Origin of the sequence: Methylobacterium sp. WSM2598, assembly GCF_000379105.1 — a bacterium.
GTDB lineage: Bacteria > Pseudomonadota > Alphaproteobacteria > Rhizobiales > Beijerinckiaceae > Methylobacterium.
This window is the reverse complement of the sequence record NZ_KB900609.1, coordinates 2,802,774-2,817,418: the sequence shown is the minus strand read 5'-3', so window position 1 is coordinate 2,817,418 and position 14,645 is coordinate 2,802,774. Positions and strand designations below refer to the sequence as shown.

The 14,645-nt window shown below is 63.3% G+C and carries 13 protein-coding genes and 2 pseudogenes; 4 read left to right on the top strand and 11 right to left on the bottom strand.

Annotated elements, in window-relative coordinates:
- The first annotated feature begins 21 nt into the window (after positions 1 to 21).
- Positions 22 to 1,530 (top strand): ATPase domain-containing protein, encoded by a 1,509-nt coding sequence (locus MET2598_RS0113160; protein WP_018261138.1) that lies wholly within the window; start codon positions 22 to 24, stop codon positions 1,528 to 1,530.
- Positions 1,531 to 1,581: 51 nt separating this feature from the next.
- Here the strand turns inward: MET2598_RS0113160 and MET2598_RS0113155 are convergent, their stop codons facing one another.
- Positions 1,582 to 2,652: an IS630 family transposase gene (locus MET2598_RS0113155; RefSeq protein WP_036270370.1), complete on the bottom strand. Its 1,071-nt coding sequence runs from the start codon at positions 2,650 to 2,652 to the stop codon at positions 1,582 to 1,584.
- A 272-nt stretch (positions 2,653 to 2,924) separates the two neighbouring features.
- Here MET2598_RS0113155 and MET2598_RS36430 point away from each other — a divergent pair, with 272 nt between their 5' ends.
- Positions 2,925 to 3,656: a sensor histidine kinase gene (locus MET2598_RS36430; RefSeq protein ID WP_018261136.1), complete on the top strand. Its 732-nt coding sequence runs from the start codon at positions 2,925 to 2,927 to the stop codon at positions 3,654 to 3,656.
- On the opposite strand, the pseudogene MET2598_RS36425 reads toward MET2598_RS36430, so the two are convergent.
- From MET2598_RS36425 to MET2598_RS0113140, 5 genes and pseudogenes are all read right to left on the bottom strand, one after another.
- A pseudogene (locus tag MET2598_RS36425) lies at positions 3,648 to 4,460 on the bottom strand (IS5 family transposase). The gene MET2598_RS36430 and the pseudogene MET2598_RS36425 overlap by 9 nt on opposite strands.
- Before the next feature lie 471 nt (positions 4,461 to 4,931).
- Positions 4,932 to 5,186 carry a hypothetical protein gene (locus MET2598_RS41055; protein ID WP_157182144.1) on the bottom strand — a complete coding sequence of 85 codons (255 nt, stop codon included), beginning with the start codon at positions 5,184 to 5,186 and terminating at the stop codon, positions 4,932 to 4,934.
- 96 nt (positions 5,187 to 5,282) lie between these two features.
- On the bottom strand, positions 5,283 to 5,804 hold the full coding sequence (locus tag MET2598_RS41050; protein WP_157182143.1) for a hypothetical protein: 522 nt from the start codon (positions 5,802 to 5,804) through the stop codon (positions 5,283 to 5,285).
- Between the two features lie 95 nt (positions 5,805 to 5,899).
- Positions 5,900 to 6,313: a hypothetical protein gene (locus MET2598_RS41045; protein WP_157182142.1), complete on the bottom strand. Its 414-nt coding sequence runs from the start codon at positions 6,311 to 6,313 to the stop codon at positions 5,900 to 5,902.
- 455 nt (positions 6,314 to 6,768) lie between these two features.
- Positions 6,769 to 6,957: a hypothetical protein gene (locus tag MET2598_RS0113140; protein ID WP_018261133.1), complete on the bottom strand. Its 189-nt coding sequence runs from the start codon at positions 6,955 to 6,957 to the stop codon at positions 6,769 to 6,771.
- Positions 6,958 to 7,088: 131 nt separating this feature from the next.
- Between MET2598_RS0113140 and MET2598_RS41040 the strand changes: the two genes are divergently transcribed.
- Positions 7,089 to 7,616: a hypothetical protein gene (locus MET2598_RS41040; RefSeq protein ID WP_157182141.1), complete on the top strand. Its 528-nt coding sequence runs from the start codon at positions 7,089 to 7,091 to the stop codon at positions 7,614 to 7,616.
- A 147-nt stretch (positions 7,617 to 7,763) separates the two neighbouring features.
- Here MET2598_RS41040 and MET2598_RS41035 read toward each other — a convergent pair.
- From MET2598_RS41035 to MET2598_RS0113115, 4 genes and pseudogenes are all read right to left on the bottom strand, one after another.
- Positions 7,764 to 8,012, bottom strand: a pseudogene (locus MET2598_RS41035) (IS3 family transposase); the annotation flags it as partial.
- A gap of 248 nt (positions 8,013 to 8,260) precedes the next feature.
- The gene (locus tag MET2598_RS0113125) at positions 8,261 to 9,520 is read right to left on the bottom strand and encodes an extracellular catalytic domain type 1 short-chain-length polyhydroxyalkanoate depolymerase (protein ID WP_026190699.1); all 1,260 of its coding nucleotides are present in this window, start codon (positions 9,518 to 9,520) and stop codon (positions 8,261 to 8,263) included.
- Between the two features lie 65 nt (positions 9,521 to 9,585).
- Positions 9,586 to 10,005, bottom strand: a complete 420-nt coding sequence (locus tag MET2598_RS0113120) for a CopG family transcriptional regulator (protein WP_018261130.1) — start codon at positions 10,003 to 10,005, stop codon at positions 9,586 to 9,588.
- A 111-nt stretch (positions 10,006 to 10,116) separates the two neighbouring features.
- On the bottom strand, positions 10,117 to 10,980 hold the full coding sequence (locus MET2598_RS0113115) for a transglutaminase family protein (RefSeq protein WP_018261129.1): 864 nt from the start codon (positions 10,978 to 10,980) through the stop codon (positions 10,117 to 10,119).
- 1,067 nt (positions 10,981 to 12,047) lie between these two features.
- Between MET2598_RS0113115 and MET2598_RS0113110 the strand changes: the two genes are divergently transcribed.
- Positions 12,048 to 13,805, top strand: a complete 1,758-nt coding sequence (locus MET2598_RS0113110; RefSeq protein ID WP_018261128.1) for an adenylate/guanylate cyclase domain-containing protein — start codon at positions 12,048 to 12,050, stop codon at positions 13,803 to 13,805.
- Positions 13,806 to 14,150: 345 nt separating this feature from the next.
- On the opposite strand, the gene MET2598_RS39115 is transcribed toward MET2598_RS0113110, so the two are convergent.
- A complete protein-coding gene (locus MET2598_RS39115) occupies positions 14,151 to 14,492 on the bottom strand; it encodes a hypothetical protein (RefSeq protein WP_442918992.1) in 342 nt (113 codons plus the stop codon).
- Positions 14,493 to 14,645 lie beyond the last annotated feature (153 nt).

Below are 14,645 nucleotides of genomic sequence, written 5' to 3'. Positions count from 1 at the left end.
ACCCACCAGGGATAGGCTTCCATGACCCCGCCTAATGAGCCGAGCCGGAAGGCCCTCTTCGGCATCGTCGGCCTCGACGACGTTCTGGGCGGCGGCCTCACCCGCGACCGCCTCTACCTGCTCGAGGGCGAGCCCGGGACAGGCAAGACCACGATCGCGCTGCAGTTCCTGCTCGAGGGCGCCAAAGCCGGCGAGGTGGGCCTCTACATCACCCTCTCCGAAACCAAGCAGGAGCTGTGCGACAACGCCGCCTCCCACGGCTGGAACATCGACGAGCACATCAGCGTGTCCGAACTCGTTTCGCCCGAGAGCCGCTTCGAGGAGAGCCAGCAACAGAGCCTGCTCTACTCCTCCGACCTTGAACTCGGCGAGAGCACGCACGCCATCCTCGAGGCCGTCGAGGCGCACAAGCCTGCCCGCATCGTGCTCGACAGTCTGTCGGAGATGCGGCTGCTTGCCGGCAGCTCCCTGCGCTACCGCCGGCAGATCCTGGCCCTCAAGCACTACTTCGCCGGCCAAGGCGCCACCGTGCTGATGCTCGACGACCTCACGGCCGACATCTTGGACAAGTCCGTTCACAGCGTCGCCCAGGGCGTCATTCACCTGGAGGAGCTCGCACCCGAGTACGGGGCCGAGCGGCGGCGGCTGCGCATCGCCAAGTACCGCGGCCAGCGCTTCCGCGGCGGCTACCACGACTTCACCATCGCGACAGGCGGCGTGCAGGTCTTCCCCCGCCTGATCTCGCTGGAGCACAAGACCACCTTCGCGCGCACCCAGCTGGCGAGCGGCATCAACGAACTCGATGCTCTCCTGGGTGGCGGCATCGAGCAGGGGTCGAGCACCCTGATCCTGGGACCGGCCGGCACCGGCAAGTCGCTGCTGGCCATCCAGTACGTGCGCGCGGCCGTCGCCCGCGGCGCGAAGGCGGTGATGTTCGTCTTCGACGAGGAACTGGGCGTCCTGTTCGACCGGACCCGGCAGATGGGGATCGACCTCGAGGCGCTGTGCGACCAGGGACGGCTCTTCATCGAGCAGGTCGACGCCGCCGAGCTGTCGCCGGGCGAGTTCGCGCATCAGGTGCGCAGCTGCGTCGACAGGCACGCGGTGAAGACCGTGGTGATCGACAGCCTCAACGGCTACCAGGCCGCGATGCCGCAGGAGAACGCGCTGATCCTGCACATCCACGAGCTGCTGCAGTACCTCAACCGCCAGGGGGCCGCGACCTTCCTGACCGTCGCACAGCACGGGCTGGTCGGCGACATGAGGACGCCGGTCGACCTCACCTACCTGGCCGACACGGTCGTGTTGCTGCGCTACTTCGAGGCGCTCGGGCAAGTCCGGCGGGCGATCTCGGTGGTGAAGAAGCGGACCGGCACGCACGAGGATACGATCCGGGAATATCGCATCGGCTCGTCCGGTCTGACGATCGGCGCACCGTTGGTGGGCTTCCAGGGCGTGCTACGGGGCGTGCCGGTCTTCGTCGGCAAGGAGAAAGACCTCGGCTCGTTGCAGAGCGACGGCGCCTCGTGACGACCGAGGAGGACCTGCTCTCCGAGCGAGCGCTGATCCTAGTGCAGTGACTCATTCGGATGGTGCAGCGGTGCCGTTGACGGCGTCGAGGATGGCGGCGGCCGGCTTGGTCCAGACGAAGGGCTTGGGCCTGTCGTTGTGCTCGGCGATGTAGCGATTGATCGCGGCCTGAAGGTCCACGATCCCGCTGAAGCTGCCACGCTTTAGCCTGCGCCGGGTCAGGGCCGAGAAGAAGCCTTCGACCGCGTTCATCCACGAGGCCGAAGTCGGAGTGAAGTGGAAGGTCCAGCGCGGATGCCGGGCCAGCCAAGCCCGCACCTTCGGGTGCTTGTGGGTGGCATAGTTGTCCAGGATCACGTGGATTACCTTGCCGGCCGGCACCTCGGCTTCGATGGTGTCGAGGAAGCGCAGGAACTCGTCGTGGCGGTGCCGCTGCATGCAGCGGCCGATCACCGTGCCGTCCAGCACGTTGAGCGCCGCAAACAGCGCCGTCGTGCCGTGCCGGACGTAGTCGTGGGTCTGGGTCTCGGGGCGGCCCGGCCTCACACCTCGGCTCGGGCGGGTGCGCTCCAGGGCCTGGATCTGGCTCTTCTCGTCCAGCGATAGCACCACGGCGTGGCGCGGCGGATCCATGTACAGGCCCACGATGTCCTCGACCTTCTCGGCGAAGGCAGGATCGTTCGAACGCTTGAAGCTGCGCACGCGATGCGGCTGCAGGCGGTGCGCGTCCCAGATGCGCTGGACGGAGCGCAACGAGATCCCGACGGCGTCCGCCACGGCCCGACCTGTCCAATGAGTGACCTCGCCGGGCGGCTCGGAACAGGTGAGGGCGAGCACCCCGGCGACGGTGTCGGCGGAGTGGGGCGGCTTGCCGGGCGGGCGGGTCTTGTCGCGCAGCAGACCCTCGACACCCTCCTCGGCGTAGCGCTGCTGCCAGCGCCAGACGGCGGGCCGGCTGACGCCCGCCTGCCGGGCGACTTCCAGGACGGGGAGGCGCTCGGCCGAGAGCAGGACGATACGGGCGCGCTGGATGTGCTTGAGGGGCCGCGCCCGATCGGTGACGATGGCGGACAGACGCGTTAGGTCGGTGGCACTCGGGATCACACACACAGTCTGAGCCATGCCTCAGACTCGCACGGCTCACGCCTCCGGTGAACCCTCTGAATGCGTCATTGCACTAGCGCCTATCGGCCGTGACGCCGTTCTCGCCCAAGCCCTCCTGGCGGAGGCAGGGATCCGCGCCATCTCCTGCAGCCACCTCCACCAGCTGCCCGGGATGACCTCGGAGGGAGCCGGGCTGGTGATCATCGCCGAGGAAGCACTCCGGGAGGGTGATCTCTCGCCGATCAGCCGCTTCGTTGCCGGTCAGCCAACCCTGGTCGGATCTCCCCTTCGTGCTGCTCACGCGGCACGGCGGCGGCGCTGAGCGCACCGCGAGGGCGCTGTGGCTGTCGGAGGTGCTTGGCAACGTCATCTTCCTGGAGCGCCCGGTTCATCCAACGACGCTGGTGAGCGTGGTGCGGACGGCGCTGCGTGGGCGGCGGCGGCAGTATGAGGCTCGGGCCCGCCTTGAGGAACTGCGCGAGAGCGCGGCCAAGCTGAAGGAGGCTTTGGCCGCTGAGAGGCGCAGCGCGCAGCATCAGCGACTGCTCCTCAATGAGCTGAACCACCGGGTGAAGAACACGCTGGCGACGGTGCAGTCGATCGGGAGCCAGACGCTTCGCAATGCCGCCACGGCGATGGAGGCGCAGGAGGCGCTAGAGACGCGGCTGCTGGCCCTGTTACGTGCTCACGACGTGCTGATCCGGGAGAGTTGGGAGGGAGCTGACCTGTCGGAGATCGTGACCCAGGCGATTGCACCCTACGACCAGGGTAGCAGCCGGTTCCGGGCGATTGGGCCGGAAGTGCGCCTGTCACCGCGCATGGCGTTGGCTCTGTCGATGGCGTTCCAAGAGTTGTTCACCAACGCCGTGAAGTACGGCGCCCTCTCGAACGGGGTGGGAAGCATCACGATAGCCTGGTCAGTGATCAATGACGCTGAGGCTCCGCGGCTCGTGCTCCGCTGGGTCGAGCAAGGTGGACCTGCGGTGGTGGTGCCTAAGAGTCCGTCCGATAACTCAGGTTGAGCGGGCGATGCGTCGGATGAGGATCATGACAGCAGCCGCGTAGAGGAAAGCCTTGGCCGAGGCGAGGGTGGCCTCCGGATCTTTCCAGAGGCGGCGGTTGCGGCTGATCCAGGCGAAGAAGCGTTCAACCACCCACCTGCGGGGATGCACGGCGAAGCCGACCTATCCGGCCGGCTTGCGCACGATCTCGACCGCGATGAGGGTCGCCGCTGCGGGCGCGTCTCCGGCGTAGCCCGCATCCGCGAACGCCTTGGCGATGAACGGAAACAGGCGGCGCGACAGGCGCAGCACCGGGCCCGCGCCATCGCGATCCTGCACGTCCGCGGGCTGCGGCTCCAGCACGAGGGCGCGACCGTCCGTGTCGACGAGCGCCTGACGCTTGCGGCCCTTCACCTTCTTGCCCGCGTCGTAGCCGCGTGGGCCGCCGCTCTCGGTGGTCTTGATGCTCTGGCTGTCGAGCACCGCGGCCGTGGGTGAGGCCTCCCGCCCGGTGCGCTCCCGGTCCGCGATCACGAGATGATGGTTGATGCGCGCAAACACCCCCTGATCGCGCCAGCGGCTGAAGGAGCCGTAGGTGGTCGAGCGCGGCGGCAGGTCCTTGGGGATCAGGCGCCAGGCGATGCCGCCACGCAGGACGTAGAAGATCGCGTTCAGGATCTCCCGCGGTGTCCAGATGGGTGGGCGACCACACGGGGCCGGGGCAGGAAGGAGCGGACCGATCACGGCCCACTCCGCGTCGGTCAGGTCGGTTTCGTAGCGCAGGCCCGTGCGGCTATGCTGCCGCCGGGTGGTCGGGGTCCACATGGCAGGTCCGGGTCGGGCTTCAGCACCCTCCCGGAATCACCGCCATCCCGGCCACTCAACCCCCCAAGCGCCCTTATCGGACGGGCTCTAAGCGGCGCGGGTTCGGTTCGCGGCTGATCGAACGGAACTTGGCCCGTGATCTCGATGGCTCGGTCGAGATCGCGTTCATCACGTCCGGAGTGACCTGCAGGGTTGATGCACCGCTGTCGTGAGCGGGACGACTCACCGGCGGTGTGACGTGTCTCTGAAAGGTATCCCCATTCGAGGCGCGGCCGTGAGACGCTTTTCGCGTCGCAAGAGGTTGTCTTCCGACTTACGAGACGGCGCGTGGACGTGGTCTGAAGCCATACCAGAGGCTGGGCCGGCGGGTCGCGAATTTCGAAGGGATGCAACCTCGCACAGGCGACTTGCCGAGAAGCTTCTCAGTATGAACGAAATATCCTCATCCGTGAAAAACGGTGAAGATCTAGTTCAAAGGGGTCTGACCCCAAACGCAGCATCATTACTCGTTCCGTACATGTTGGAAATATCACTCGCCGTTTGTTTCGAGAGCGTATGGCTAGAGACGAGGTCTTTCAAAATATCTGTCAATTCCTGTGATGTCACTCGATTGACTTGCAGGCCGCCAATCAGCCTGTCAGCGATGCCCATCATAACCAATTCGTGCTTTATTTGGGCTGTTGATGGTATTGGTAGTCTGCGTCCGAAGCGCTTGGAAGGCTGCATGATCGTTCTCCTTATTGTCACATCTTGACAGGTCATTCTGGGGGCGACCCCGCCCTGAACGGCTTTATCATTTGTCTACCGCTTAAGGGAACGACCTTACGGATGCAGCGTTCCGTCAAATCGAGAAAATTGTTGCGTATGAGCGGCTTGAAACGGCAGCAGCATGCTGTTGAACTCCGTCTGACCTGCTGCGGTACTGACGCGAGCACGGCGAACAACTTCTCGGTCGAACCACGGCCGGAGTACGTGATCGAGCTGCACACATCGCGCCTCCGGCTGTACGCCATATGTGGCTCCGGACTTGAGCGGAGCCATTAGCATGGTCGACCAGAACGCGCCTGTGGCGAGGGCGCAAGCGGAGCCGCACACGCCCAGTACAGTCCTGAAACGTTGGTTTGAGCCGGCTACACAGCTCGAACTTTGCCATGCAAAACGATGCAACAAGCTGATGAATTCAGGATGACAGTAGGAAACGCGCGAATATCCGCCGTCGTGCATTTGCGAAATCGGCTTCTGAGTTGGGAGATTTCCTTGTTCGGAAGCTTTCCTTGCGAAGCGCCATACGCGTTCGTACGTTGCTTCAAGATCTACCCATGCCTGACAGGCAGATGCAAACATGTCGAACTCATTAAAATCCTATGCGGTTGCACATCACCGGCAGCAAAATCAGAACGCATCGCACTCCGATTGGTGGATGTACTAGCAGTGTCTCGTCACCGCTGGTCCCATGGATCATCGATAATGCCGTGAAAGCGGGCGACCGCATCGCGGAGTGCCTGAGCACCACCCCTCAGCTGGTCTCCTTCGACCCAGAGTTCGCGCGGTGTCTCGGAAGCACTCATACGCAGGACGTTGACAGCTCTGGTTCGGATGGGAAGATTCAGATCTGTGTTCCGATTGAGACTAAAAATTAGTCCACTACCTACCTTATTACACATATTGCTGACACTAGAAATTTCTTTCCAGGCTATCCAATCTGTCGATATGCGCCTGTCAAATATTCCTCTGATGCCGACTGAAACAACGGTTCCAAAGCTTAGAAGATCAATCGCAATAACTACCGCATAGATACCGAAGAAAAAAACTCCAAATATTACGGTAAATTCGCTCACCCCACCTGCTTTCATACTCCCCAGTCCGTCCCTACCTAGGCGAAAATAAATCATTGTGACAGCCGATACAAAGCACGAGACGACTATAAGTAGGCTGAAAAAGCCCCTCGATTTAGATCTTGCAAAATCAATTTGGCCTGTGTCGGGCACGAAGAGCAACCTTCCTTTATTGAGCACATTACCACATCCTGAGCCTTTAGATATAAGTTTCTATAAAGCAGGTGATGTTCAAGCTTCAGCACGAAAATTATGAAGTGCGCAAGTGGAAATATCAACGCGAAGCGCTTGAATTGATTGGCCAATCCTCTCAGGGCATCATAGGGCGACGGGGAGCTCGACATCGCCTCTCGAACCGATGGTCGGTTATGATGCGGTGAGTGACACATGCTGGCCGAGCTGACGGCGACGAGTTCGGCGATCCGATGCTCCACGTCGGCGAGCGTGTCCTCGGCTCTCCTGATGTGCGTTCCTCACGCTTGTAGCAGGCGGAGGGCGCGGAGCCGCGCGAGGTCGCCCTTGATGGTGCCAAGCCGGGCCTCGGCGCGGGCGGCATTGTGGCCGTGCGGACAGCGCTGGGCCACCACGAGGCCAAGCAGGGTGCGGCAGCACTCCATCGTAGAGATGCACTCCTCGATCGAGGCGATTAGGTCGGCGGCCATCTCCGGGCTCCCTGGCCGGGTGTAAGGGCGCTCTCTCTCAGCCCCGCCTCTTCCGCGCGACCTATGTCTTGAGAAATATCCACGGACGATGGATCGATGTGATACGATGCCTTCCTACAAAGGATGTCGTCATGACCAGCTCTGATCAAATCGACATTAGAAATTCAGCTCCGAAAATTGCCGCAGAATTCTTGGTGGGCGCAGCTGGTTTGGTTTTGTGTATTGCATTTCTGTATATAAGACCGGGACAGAATGGCTCGAATAGTATGACATACGGCGTGATAGGAGAATTTGCTTCAATATTTGGCGCGATACTGTTCGGTTTTTATTGTGCTATAATTGTGAAGAACGTGATTTTCAAGGGTGTAGTTATTTCCGTAGGACGTAGGGGAATATTTGATAGGAGAGTTTCGACAGGATGGATTCCCTGGAACGCAATACGGGACATTAGTGTTGTAGATCGACACACACAGAAAGTTCTTTTGTTTAAACTCTCCAGAACCGACGAAGCTGTGAAGGCCCTTCGAAGGAAGATGAACGATGTCGTGAGAAATAACGCGTCCGGAACGCCACAAGAATTTTACGTCGGAGCAGGCGCCCTAACGGGCGGCTTCGCGGGGCTCCGGAGCGCGGTGACCCGTTTCCACGATATCGTTTGAGCGTTTCTGGTCATGAATCAGAGGCGACTGCGGGAGAGGCGACTGCGGGGTGAGGTCGATGGCCTCGCCGTAGACGAGACACTCGGCGCGGGCGGTGAAGAGGTCGGTGATGCGGACGGTGCTCATTTGGCGGCCTTCAGGATTTCCGGCATCGTCTCGGCCGAGACGGCGGCGTTCCGCCCGCAGGCGTTGAGCATCGCGTCCTAGTGCCGTGATGCGCTCGCGCTCGTCCGTCGTTGGGCCAGCCCGCAGGCCCTGATGACATTCGGACTGGCGCACCCAGTGCCTGAGTGTCTCGCCCGAGCAGCCGATCTTGGCGGCGGTCGACTGGATCGCAGCCCACTGCGAGCCGTGCTCGCCCTGGTGCTCTCGGACCATCCGGACCGCCCCCCTTCTCCCTCAGGGGAGAAGGGGGGTGTGCTTCGTCATGGCTCCATCCTCTCAAGGGGTGGAGCCTCCGATAAAACCCGGGGCGGTTCAGCGCTGGCCGACGTGAGAGGGCCCGCGCGGGGCAGCATGCCCTCTCGGTGCCTCTCAGCGATGTCTGGCGGCCAGGCACCGGCCCCGCGGCACCAAGGCGGTCCGGGGCAGCGCCTCGTCCCACCACATCCCAAGCCCTCGCATTTGCACACGCTCAGTCGAGCTTAGTGTTGGGTCGCGCTCCTGGCACGCGCGTGGGCCAAGAAAAAGCGCACCATCTCCCGACTGGCATCGGGACCGCGCGGGTCGGTGTACGAGCCGCCCGCGCTGCCACCGGACCAAGCATGGCCGCCGCCGTGCAACACCCACTGCTCCAGGATCCCTCGCCCGCCACCATCGGAATGGACCGTACGCGTATAGGCCATTCCCCCTGGCGTCTCGCCGCGCATCACGGCTTCGGCCAGCGTCGTGTCGGATTTTGCCTGTGCGATGACATGGTCCCCGTTGACGGGATTGACCGTTCGATCGCCGTCGCCGTGGAAGACGATGGTTGGCACTGCCGGCCCGTCCCGCCTCGGCTGAACCGCACCGCCTCCATTCATGGCGGCGAAGGCCGACGGCATGTCCTTGGCGGCGCCACACGCCAGCCCCGAGTGCACGCCGACGGCCGCGAACAGATCGGGATAGGTCGCCCCCATGATCGCCGCAGCCGCACCGCCCGCGGACAGACCAGCCACGTAGACCCGGGTGGGATCGGCCGAGAACTCCTCCACGACGGCTGTCGTGATGCCGGCGATCAAGGAGGGCTCCCCCCCGTGGCGCGTCTGGTCTGCGGTGTTGAACCAGTTCCAGCACTTCTGCATGTTCGCCGATTGGGGCTGGCGGGGATAGGCGACTAGGAAGGTGTGTTCCTCGGCCAGGTCGTTCATCCGCGTGCCAACGGCGAAGTCGTCCGGGTTCTGGGTGCAGCCGTGCAGCATGACCACCACCGGGAGTGCCTGACCGGTGTAGCCGCTCGGGACGAACACCTTGTAGGTCCGGCTGCCCGCGGCATTCGCGAAGGTCCGCTCCTCGAACCGGGCACCCTCCGGCACGGGTACCACAGTCGGACGCCCGGACCCGAGGCCCTCTCCCAGGCCGGAGAAGGCACGCGGTGTGGCGAGGCGATCGCGAAATGCCTGCATGGTCTCGGAAAGGTCGGGAAAGCCTCTGGGCTGGTCGGCGCGCGCAGACCCGTCAGCCGATTGCCCCTCCGCCTCGCTCGGTGCCGTCCAGGCGCCCTTCGGTCCTGCGGGAGCCACCATGTCGATGGTCGGCCAGGAGCGCTTGGGAGTCCGATCGCGCCTCATCGCCTTCCACTCTGGGGCATCGTTGCTCGTGCGCGGCGCCGTGCGACCCTGCAGCAGCGCCATCGCCTCCGCGAGCTTGCCCGCCTGGGTGAGACGGGTCACCTCGGCCATGTCGATCTTGTCGAAACTGTTCATAGTCATGATCTTTCGATGCCTGGAGCAGCCGGGAGCGCCGGCCAGAGGCGGTATGGTGTGAGACGTCAGGTGATCCGGTCGGCGAGCGCGGCTTTCACCGCAGCGCTCGCGTGAAAGGCGCCGAGCACCTGGACCGAGGCGATGGCCGCGCGGGCGAGGTCGGGCGTGACGTCGTCGGCGATGCTGGCGAGGCCGAGAACCTGGATGTGGAGGGGGCGCCCGCTGTCCCGCGCCGCCTCCAAGTCCCGCCGGGAGAAATGCGCCAGGCCCAGGCTGAGCTGCCTGCGCGCCACGGAGGTGCGGATCGCCTCCTCCTGCCGGTCGAGCTGGTTGCGCACCGCCGTGCGGATGAAGTCGGCGCGGTTGGCGTAGAAGCCGTCGCGCACCATCAGGTCGACGCGCCCGAGATCCACGAAGCCGAGGTTAACGGTGATCTTCTCGCTGTCGGGCGTCCTGGGCCGCAATTCGTGCAGGTTGCCCGTCATGTGTGCCATCTCCTGACCATCCGATTGGATGGAGAGGAGATGGTGGCCCGCGGTGCGGACGGCAAGGGGGCCGTCCTCTCGCGGGTCGGTCCCTCTCGCCCGCGGGGTCGCTCACCGGGCGGTGACGCTGACCGCGACGCTCATGCCCTGGAAGGCGTTCGTTGCGCCAAGAAAGCTGCCGGCCACCGGCATGGCCTGCCGGATGTCGCGGGCGACGGCGACCGGGATCAGGTTCGCACCGCCCATGCTGCCGTTGGTCGGATCGAACGTGATCCAGCCCGCGCCCGGCACGTAGACCTCGCCCCACGCGTGCGTCGAGCCGGCATTCGCGGAGCCCACCAGGATCTGGGTCGGATCATGGAGGTAGCCCGAGACGATCCGGGCCCCGAAGCCGAGGCTGCGCACGGCTTCGACGAACACGGTCGCAAGATCTCGGCAGGACCCCTGAGCGATGGACAGGGTCTGGCTCGGCGACTGCGTGCCTTCGTCCTCGCGGACCTGGTATGTGACGCTCTGGGCGACACCGGCACTCAGATCCTGCAGCAGCGACAGGGTGTCGGTCGGGTTCCTCGCGATAAAGCCCTCCGCCCAGGCTCTCAGCCCTCCATCGTCAGGGTATTGTTGAACCGTCAGGAGGCCGAGGTCGCCCCACTCGTCGTCGGAGTAGCGGAAGGGGTAGGAGATGGCGGAAGCAGCGATCGGAAAGACCGGGTAGGCTGCAGCCGAAAGAACGACTTGCGCGACGCTCTCGATCACGAGCGTATCCGACGGCTGGCTGAACGTGGCCGTTGCCACGGCATTGCCGAACACGTCGTTGGCCCAGCTCAGCGTGGCTCCGGGCGTCAAAGTGATGTTGCTGGTCACCAAGCGCACGTCGAGGTTTTCGCGCGGTCGCAGCATCAGCCGATGCGGCCCGAGGGTCACGGGGTAACGGTAGCGGTAGATGGTTCGGTGCTGGATGTGCAGGTCGACCATCGCTTGCTCCTCGTGCCCGCCGGAACAGCACGGATGCTTTCGGCCGCGATCCTCGTCACCACGCCTCCAAACCGATCGGTCTGTTCCGGCGCTCCTCGAAGCTGCGGCTTGCGACGCCTCCGCTCTAAGGGACATGGACGAGGACGGCTACCATGGTGGTCACGCCAAGAAAGATTGTCTAGATGACGGACTTCTCGATTGAACTGAGCGTTGCTCCAGGCCGAACGTGCGGCCAATGCACGGTCTGTTGCCGAGTTTTGGAGATCAAGGCACTCAGCAAACCCGTGGGTATCCTGTGTCGGCATAACACTGGCACGGCGTGCGGGATCTATCACGAGCGCCCGGAGGCATGCGCGCGGTGGCACTGCCTCTGGCGCAAGATCGGCGCCTTGCCGGATGAGCTACGGCCCGATCGGGCGGGAGTGGTGTTCTCGTTAGAGAGTCAGCCACCGGTCGCAGATGCTCCCGAGGGGACCTGTATCGTGGGTCGCGCCGTGGACGAGGTGCGAGCGTTCGGTCAATGGGAGGCGGTCGAAGCGTTCGCCATGTTCATCCGAGAGGGATCATTGCCGGTGTGGAGGGTGTTTGACCGATCTGCGACCTTGCTGCACCCGGGTCGGCATAGCTTGACCGGGTGACGCACCACCCCGGCCATTCCTGGGAACGCACGAACCTGCTCTGGGTCCAGGGTTGTTCCAATAGGGTTTGCTCCTGTGGAACGTTCCAGTGCGGCTGGATCGTGGTGCAAGCAAAACGACGGTTTTTCAGCCACTTAAACCTGTAAAGATTGCGTGTCAGGAAATCAAACGGGTGCTTCCGCATGTATCCTTTGAAGCGGTGTTGTGCCGACGCGGCCTATGGGACCGACTGCGACAGGCAACTCCCGATCCGCAGCAGAAGCTCATTGTGAGGCTTCGCAGCCGGCGCAGGGCTCTACACCAGCGCCTATGGCGGACACGGGGCGGTCATAGCAGGGCGAAAGCGTGCAAGTCGGGGAGTGGCAGATCATGTCGCGCTCTCGACGAGCCATCATCTTGAGCGCACTCTAGGCTTCGTGGAGCGGGCTCGTGGTGGAGCATCCGGAACGCGTGGAGCGGCGCCTGGCAGCTATCTTTGCTGCCGACGTAGCCGGCTATTCGCGTCTGATGAGCGAGGCCGAGGTTGTGACCCTCCGCGCTCTGATGGCGCATCGCGAGATCATGGAACGTCTCATCGCTGAGCACGCGGGACGAGTCGCAAACACGGCGGGCGATAGTCTCCTGGCTGAATTTCGAAGCGTAGTAGATGCCGTCGAATGTGCCGTGGCTGTGCAGGAGCGACTCGCCGAGGCGAACGCCGGCGTTGGCGAGGAGAGAGCGCTTCGCTTTCGGATCGGTGTACACGTGGACGACGTGGTTGTCCGGGGGGGTGATCTGCTGGGCAATGGCGTGAACGTGGCGGCGCGCCTAGAACAGATCGCCGAGCCTGGCGGGCTGTGCATTTCGGGAAGGGCCTACGAGGAGATCGAGGGAAAGCTGGAGTTTCCTTTTGAGGACCGAGGCGAGCAAGAGGTCAAAAACATAGCTCGCCCTATCAGGGTCTACGCGTTGGCGGGAGCTACTGTAGATCCGAATGCATTGAAAGAATTTCCAATCCCCGACAAACCCTCAATCGCAGTGTTGCCTTTCACGAATATGAGTGGAGATCCCGAACAGGACTATTTCGCGGACGGCGTCGTGGAAGAGATTACGGCCGCTTTGTCGCGAGTTCGGTCGTTCTTCGTCATAGCCAGAAACTCGACCTTCACCTACAAGGGTAGGGCCGTCGACGTCCGCGAAGTCGGTCGGCAGCTTGGCGTCCGCTACGTGCTGGAGGGAAGCGTCCGTCGATCGACTAATCGGCTGCGGATCGCCGCCCAGCTGATCGATGCAGCCGACGGCCACCACATCTGGGCCGACCGGTGCGACGCCGAGATGGCGGACATTTTCGACCTGCAGGACCGCGTCACCGAGGCGGTGGTTGGAGCCATCGAGCCGACGATCACCCTGAGCGAGATCGAGCGGATCAGGCGGAAGCGCCCGGACAACCTGAACGCCTACGAGTGCGTCATGCGGGCGCTGCCCGCCGTCTGGTCGCAGCACGCTGATGACACGAACGAGGGCCTTCGGCTGGCAGAGCGGGCCATCGCCCTGGATCCGAGCTACCCACTTCCGAAGGCGCTCGCGGCGTGGTGTTACGCCCAGCGCGTCACCTACATGCGGACGCCAGTTCCGGCCGAGGACCGCGAGAGAGCACTCATGCTGGCGCAGCAAGCGGCATCCCTCGACAACGATGATCCGCTTGTACTTACGGTCCTGTCGGCGGCCTATAGCTTAGTCCGCGAGTACGACCTCGGCCTCACCGTCATTGAAAAAGCTCTCAGACTGGACCCCAACTCGGCCTGGGCATGGACCCGAAGCGGCTATCTGAACGTCTACAAGGATCGGCCCGAGGTTGCGATCGAGCACTTCCAGCGCGCGCTCCGCCTCAGCCCAGTCGATCCTATGCGCTTCAATGTTTTCTTTGGGTTTGGAAGTGCTAATTTCGCTAAATCCGACTACAATGAGGCAGCTCGCTGGGCGAGTAAAGCTATTGAGGAGAAGCCGACCGCAGTCTGGGCATATCGTCTCCTGACAACTTCTTATGCCAATGCCGGTCGCCTGGATGATGCGAGAAGTGCTCTAGGAAAGTTCTTGGAGGCTTACCCAGGCATGACGGTAGCGAAGGCAGTCGAAGCGACGCCGGGCAGTGCCGATTTCAGAAGCCGTTATGCTCATGGTCTACTGGAGGCAGGTCTACCTCCCTGAGCATTGACAAAAGGGGTAGCTGCGCCGGCTTGGCCGCCGTAGCATGTCCAGAAAACGACCGATTCCTCACGGCTCGGGAAGCCGCGCCGGCTGACGCGCTTGACGCGTGAGCACGGCGTGCCGGCGGATGTCGGGGAAGTGTGACGGGAAATCAAATGTCGGGAAAACCCTCGCAACCGGACATTCCTGACAGCTGCTGCGAGAGGCTGCCTCGGGTCATGAGCCCAACTGGGTGGGCTTCAGCAAGGCAGTTGCGGGCAGCGTGCGGCACCGTCAACGGCCAAGACGCTCGATCAGCCATCCTTAACGTCATACTCGGAAGGGGTGCGATGAGAGGAGATGGCGTCAGTGTGGATGACCATCGGCCGGCATGAGGTCGTCTCCCCACTCGCTGCCCTCACCGGCTGTTCGAGCCGTCTGCTGAGCTGCTGCTTTCTTTCCAAGCTTCTTCGCGGGCGCGGGCTGGCCTGCAGCCGCTGTGGCGGCCGTCAATTGCAAGACCTTCCGGATCGCCGGCAAGCTGCCTGCTCGTGCTTTGGCGAACAGCAAGCCGACTGCTTCGCGACGGCGGCGAGCATGGCCGTGCAGGAGAGCATCGCGATAATCACGCTGCAGGCGAGCTACCGAGATCCGAAGTGCCGCGGCGATTGTCTCCGGTTTCTCGCCCACGGCGGTCATTTCCTCCACGACGAGCTCAGGGTCAGTTGCTGGGACAGGCGGGGGCGACGGCTTACGTCCCGCACCCAGCCTTGCACCCCCGCGCCCATTGCCCAACGACTTTGTCATCGCAGTCTCCCTACGATCAAGCGCATCAGCGGGAAAAAAAGATCTGCGAATGAG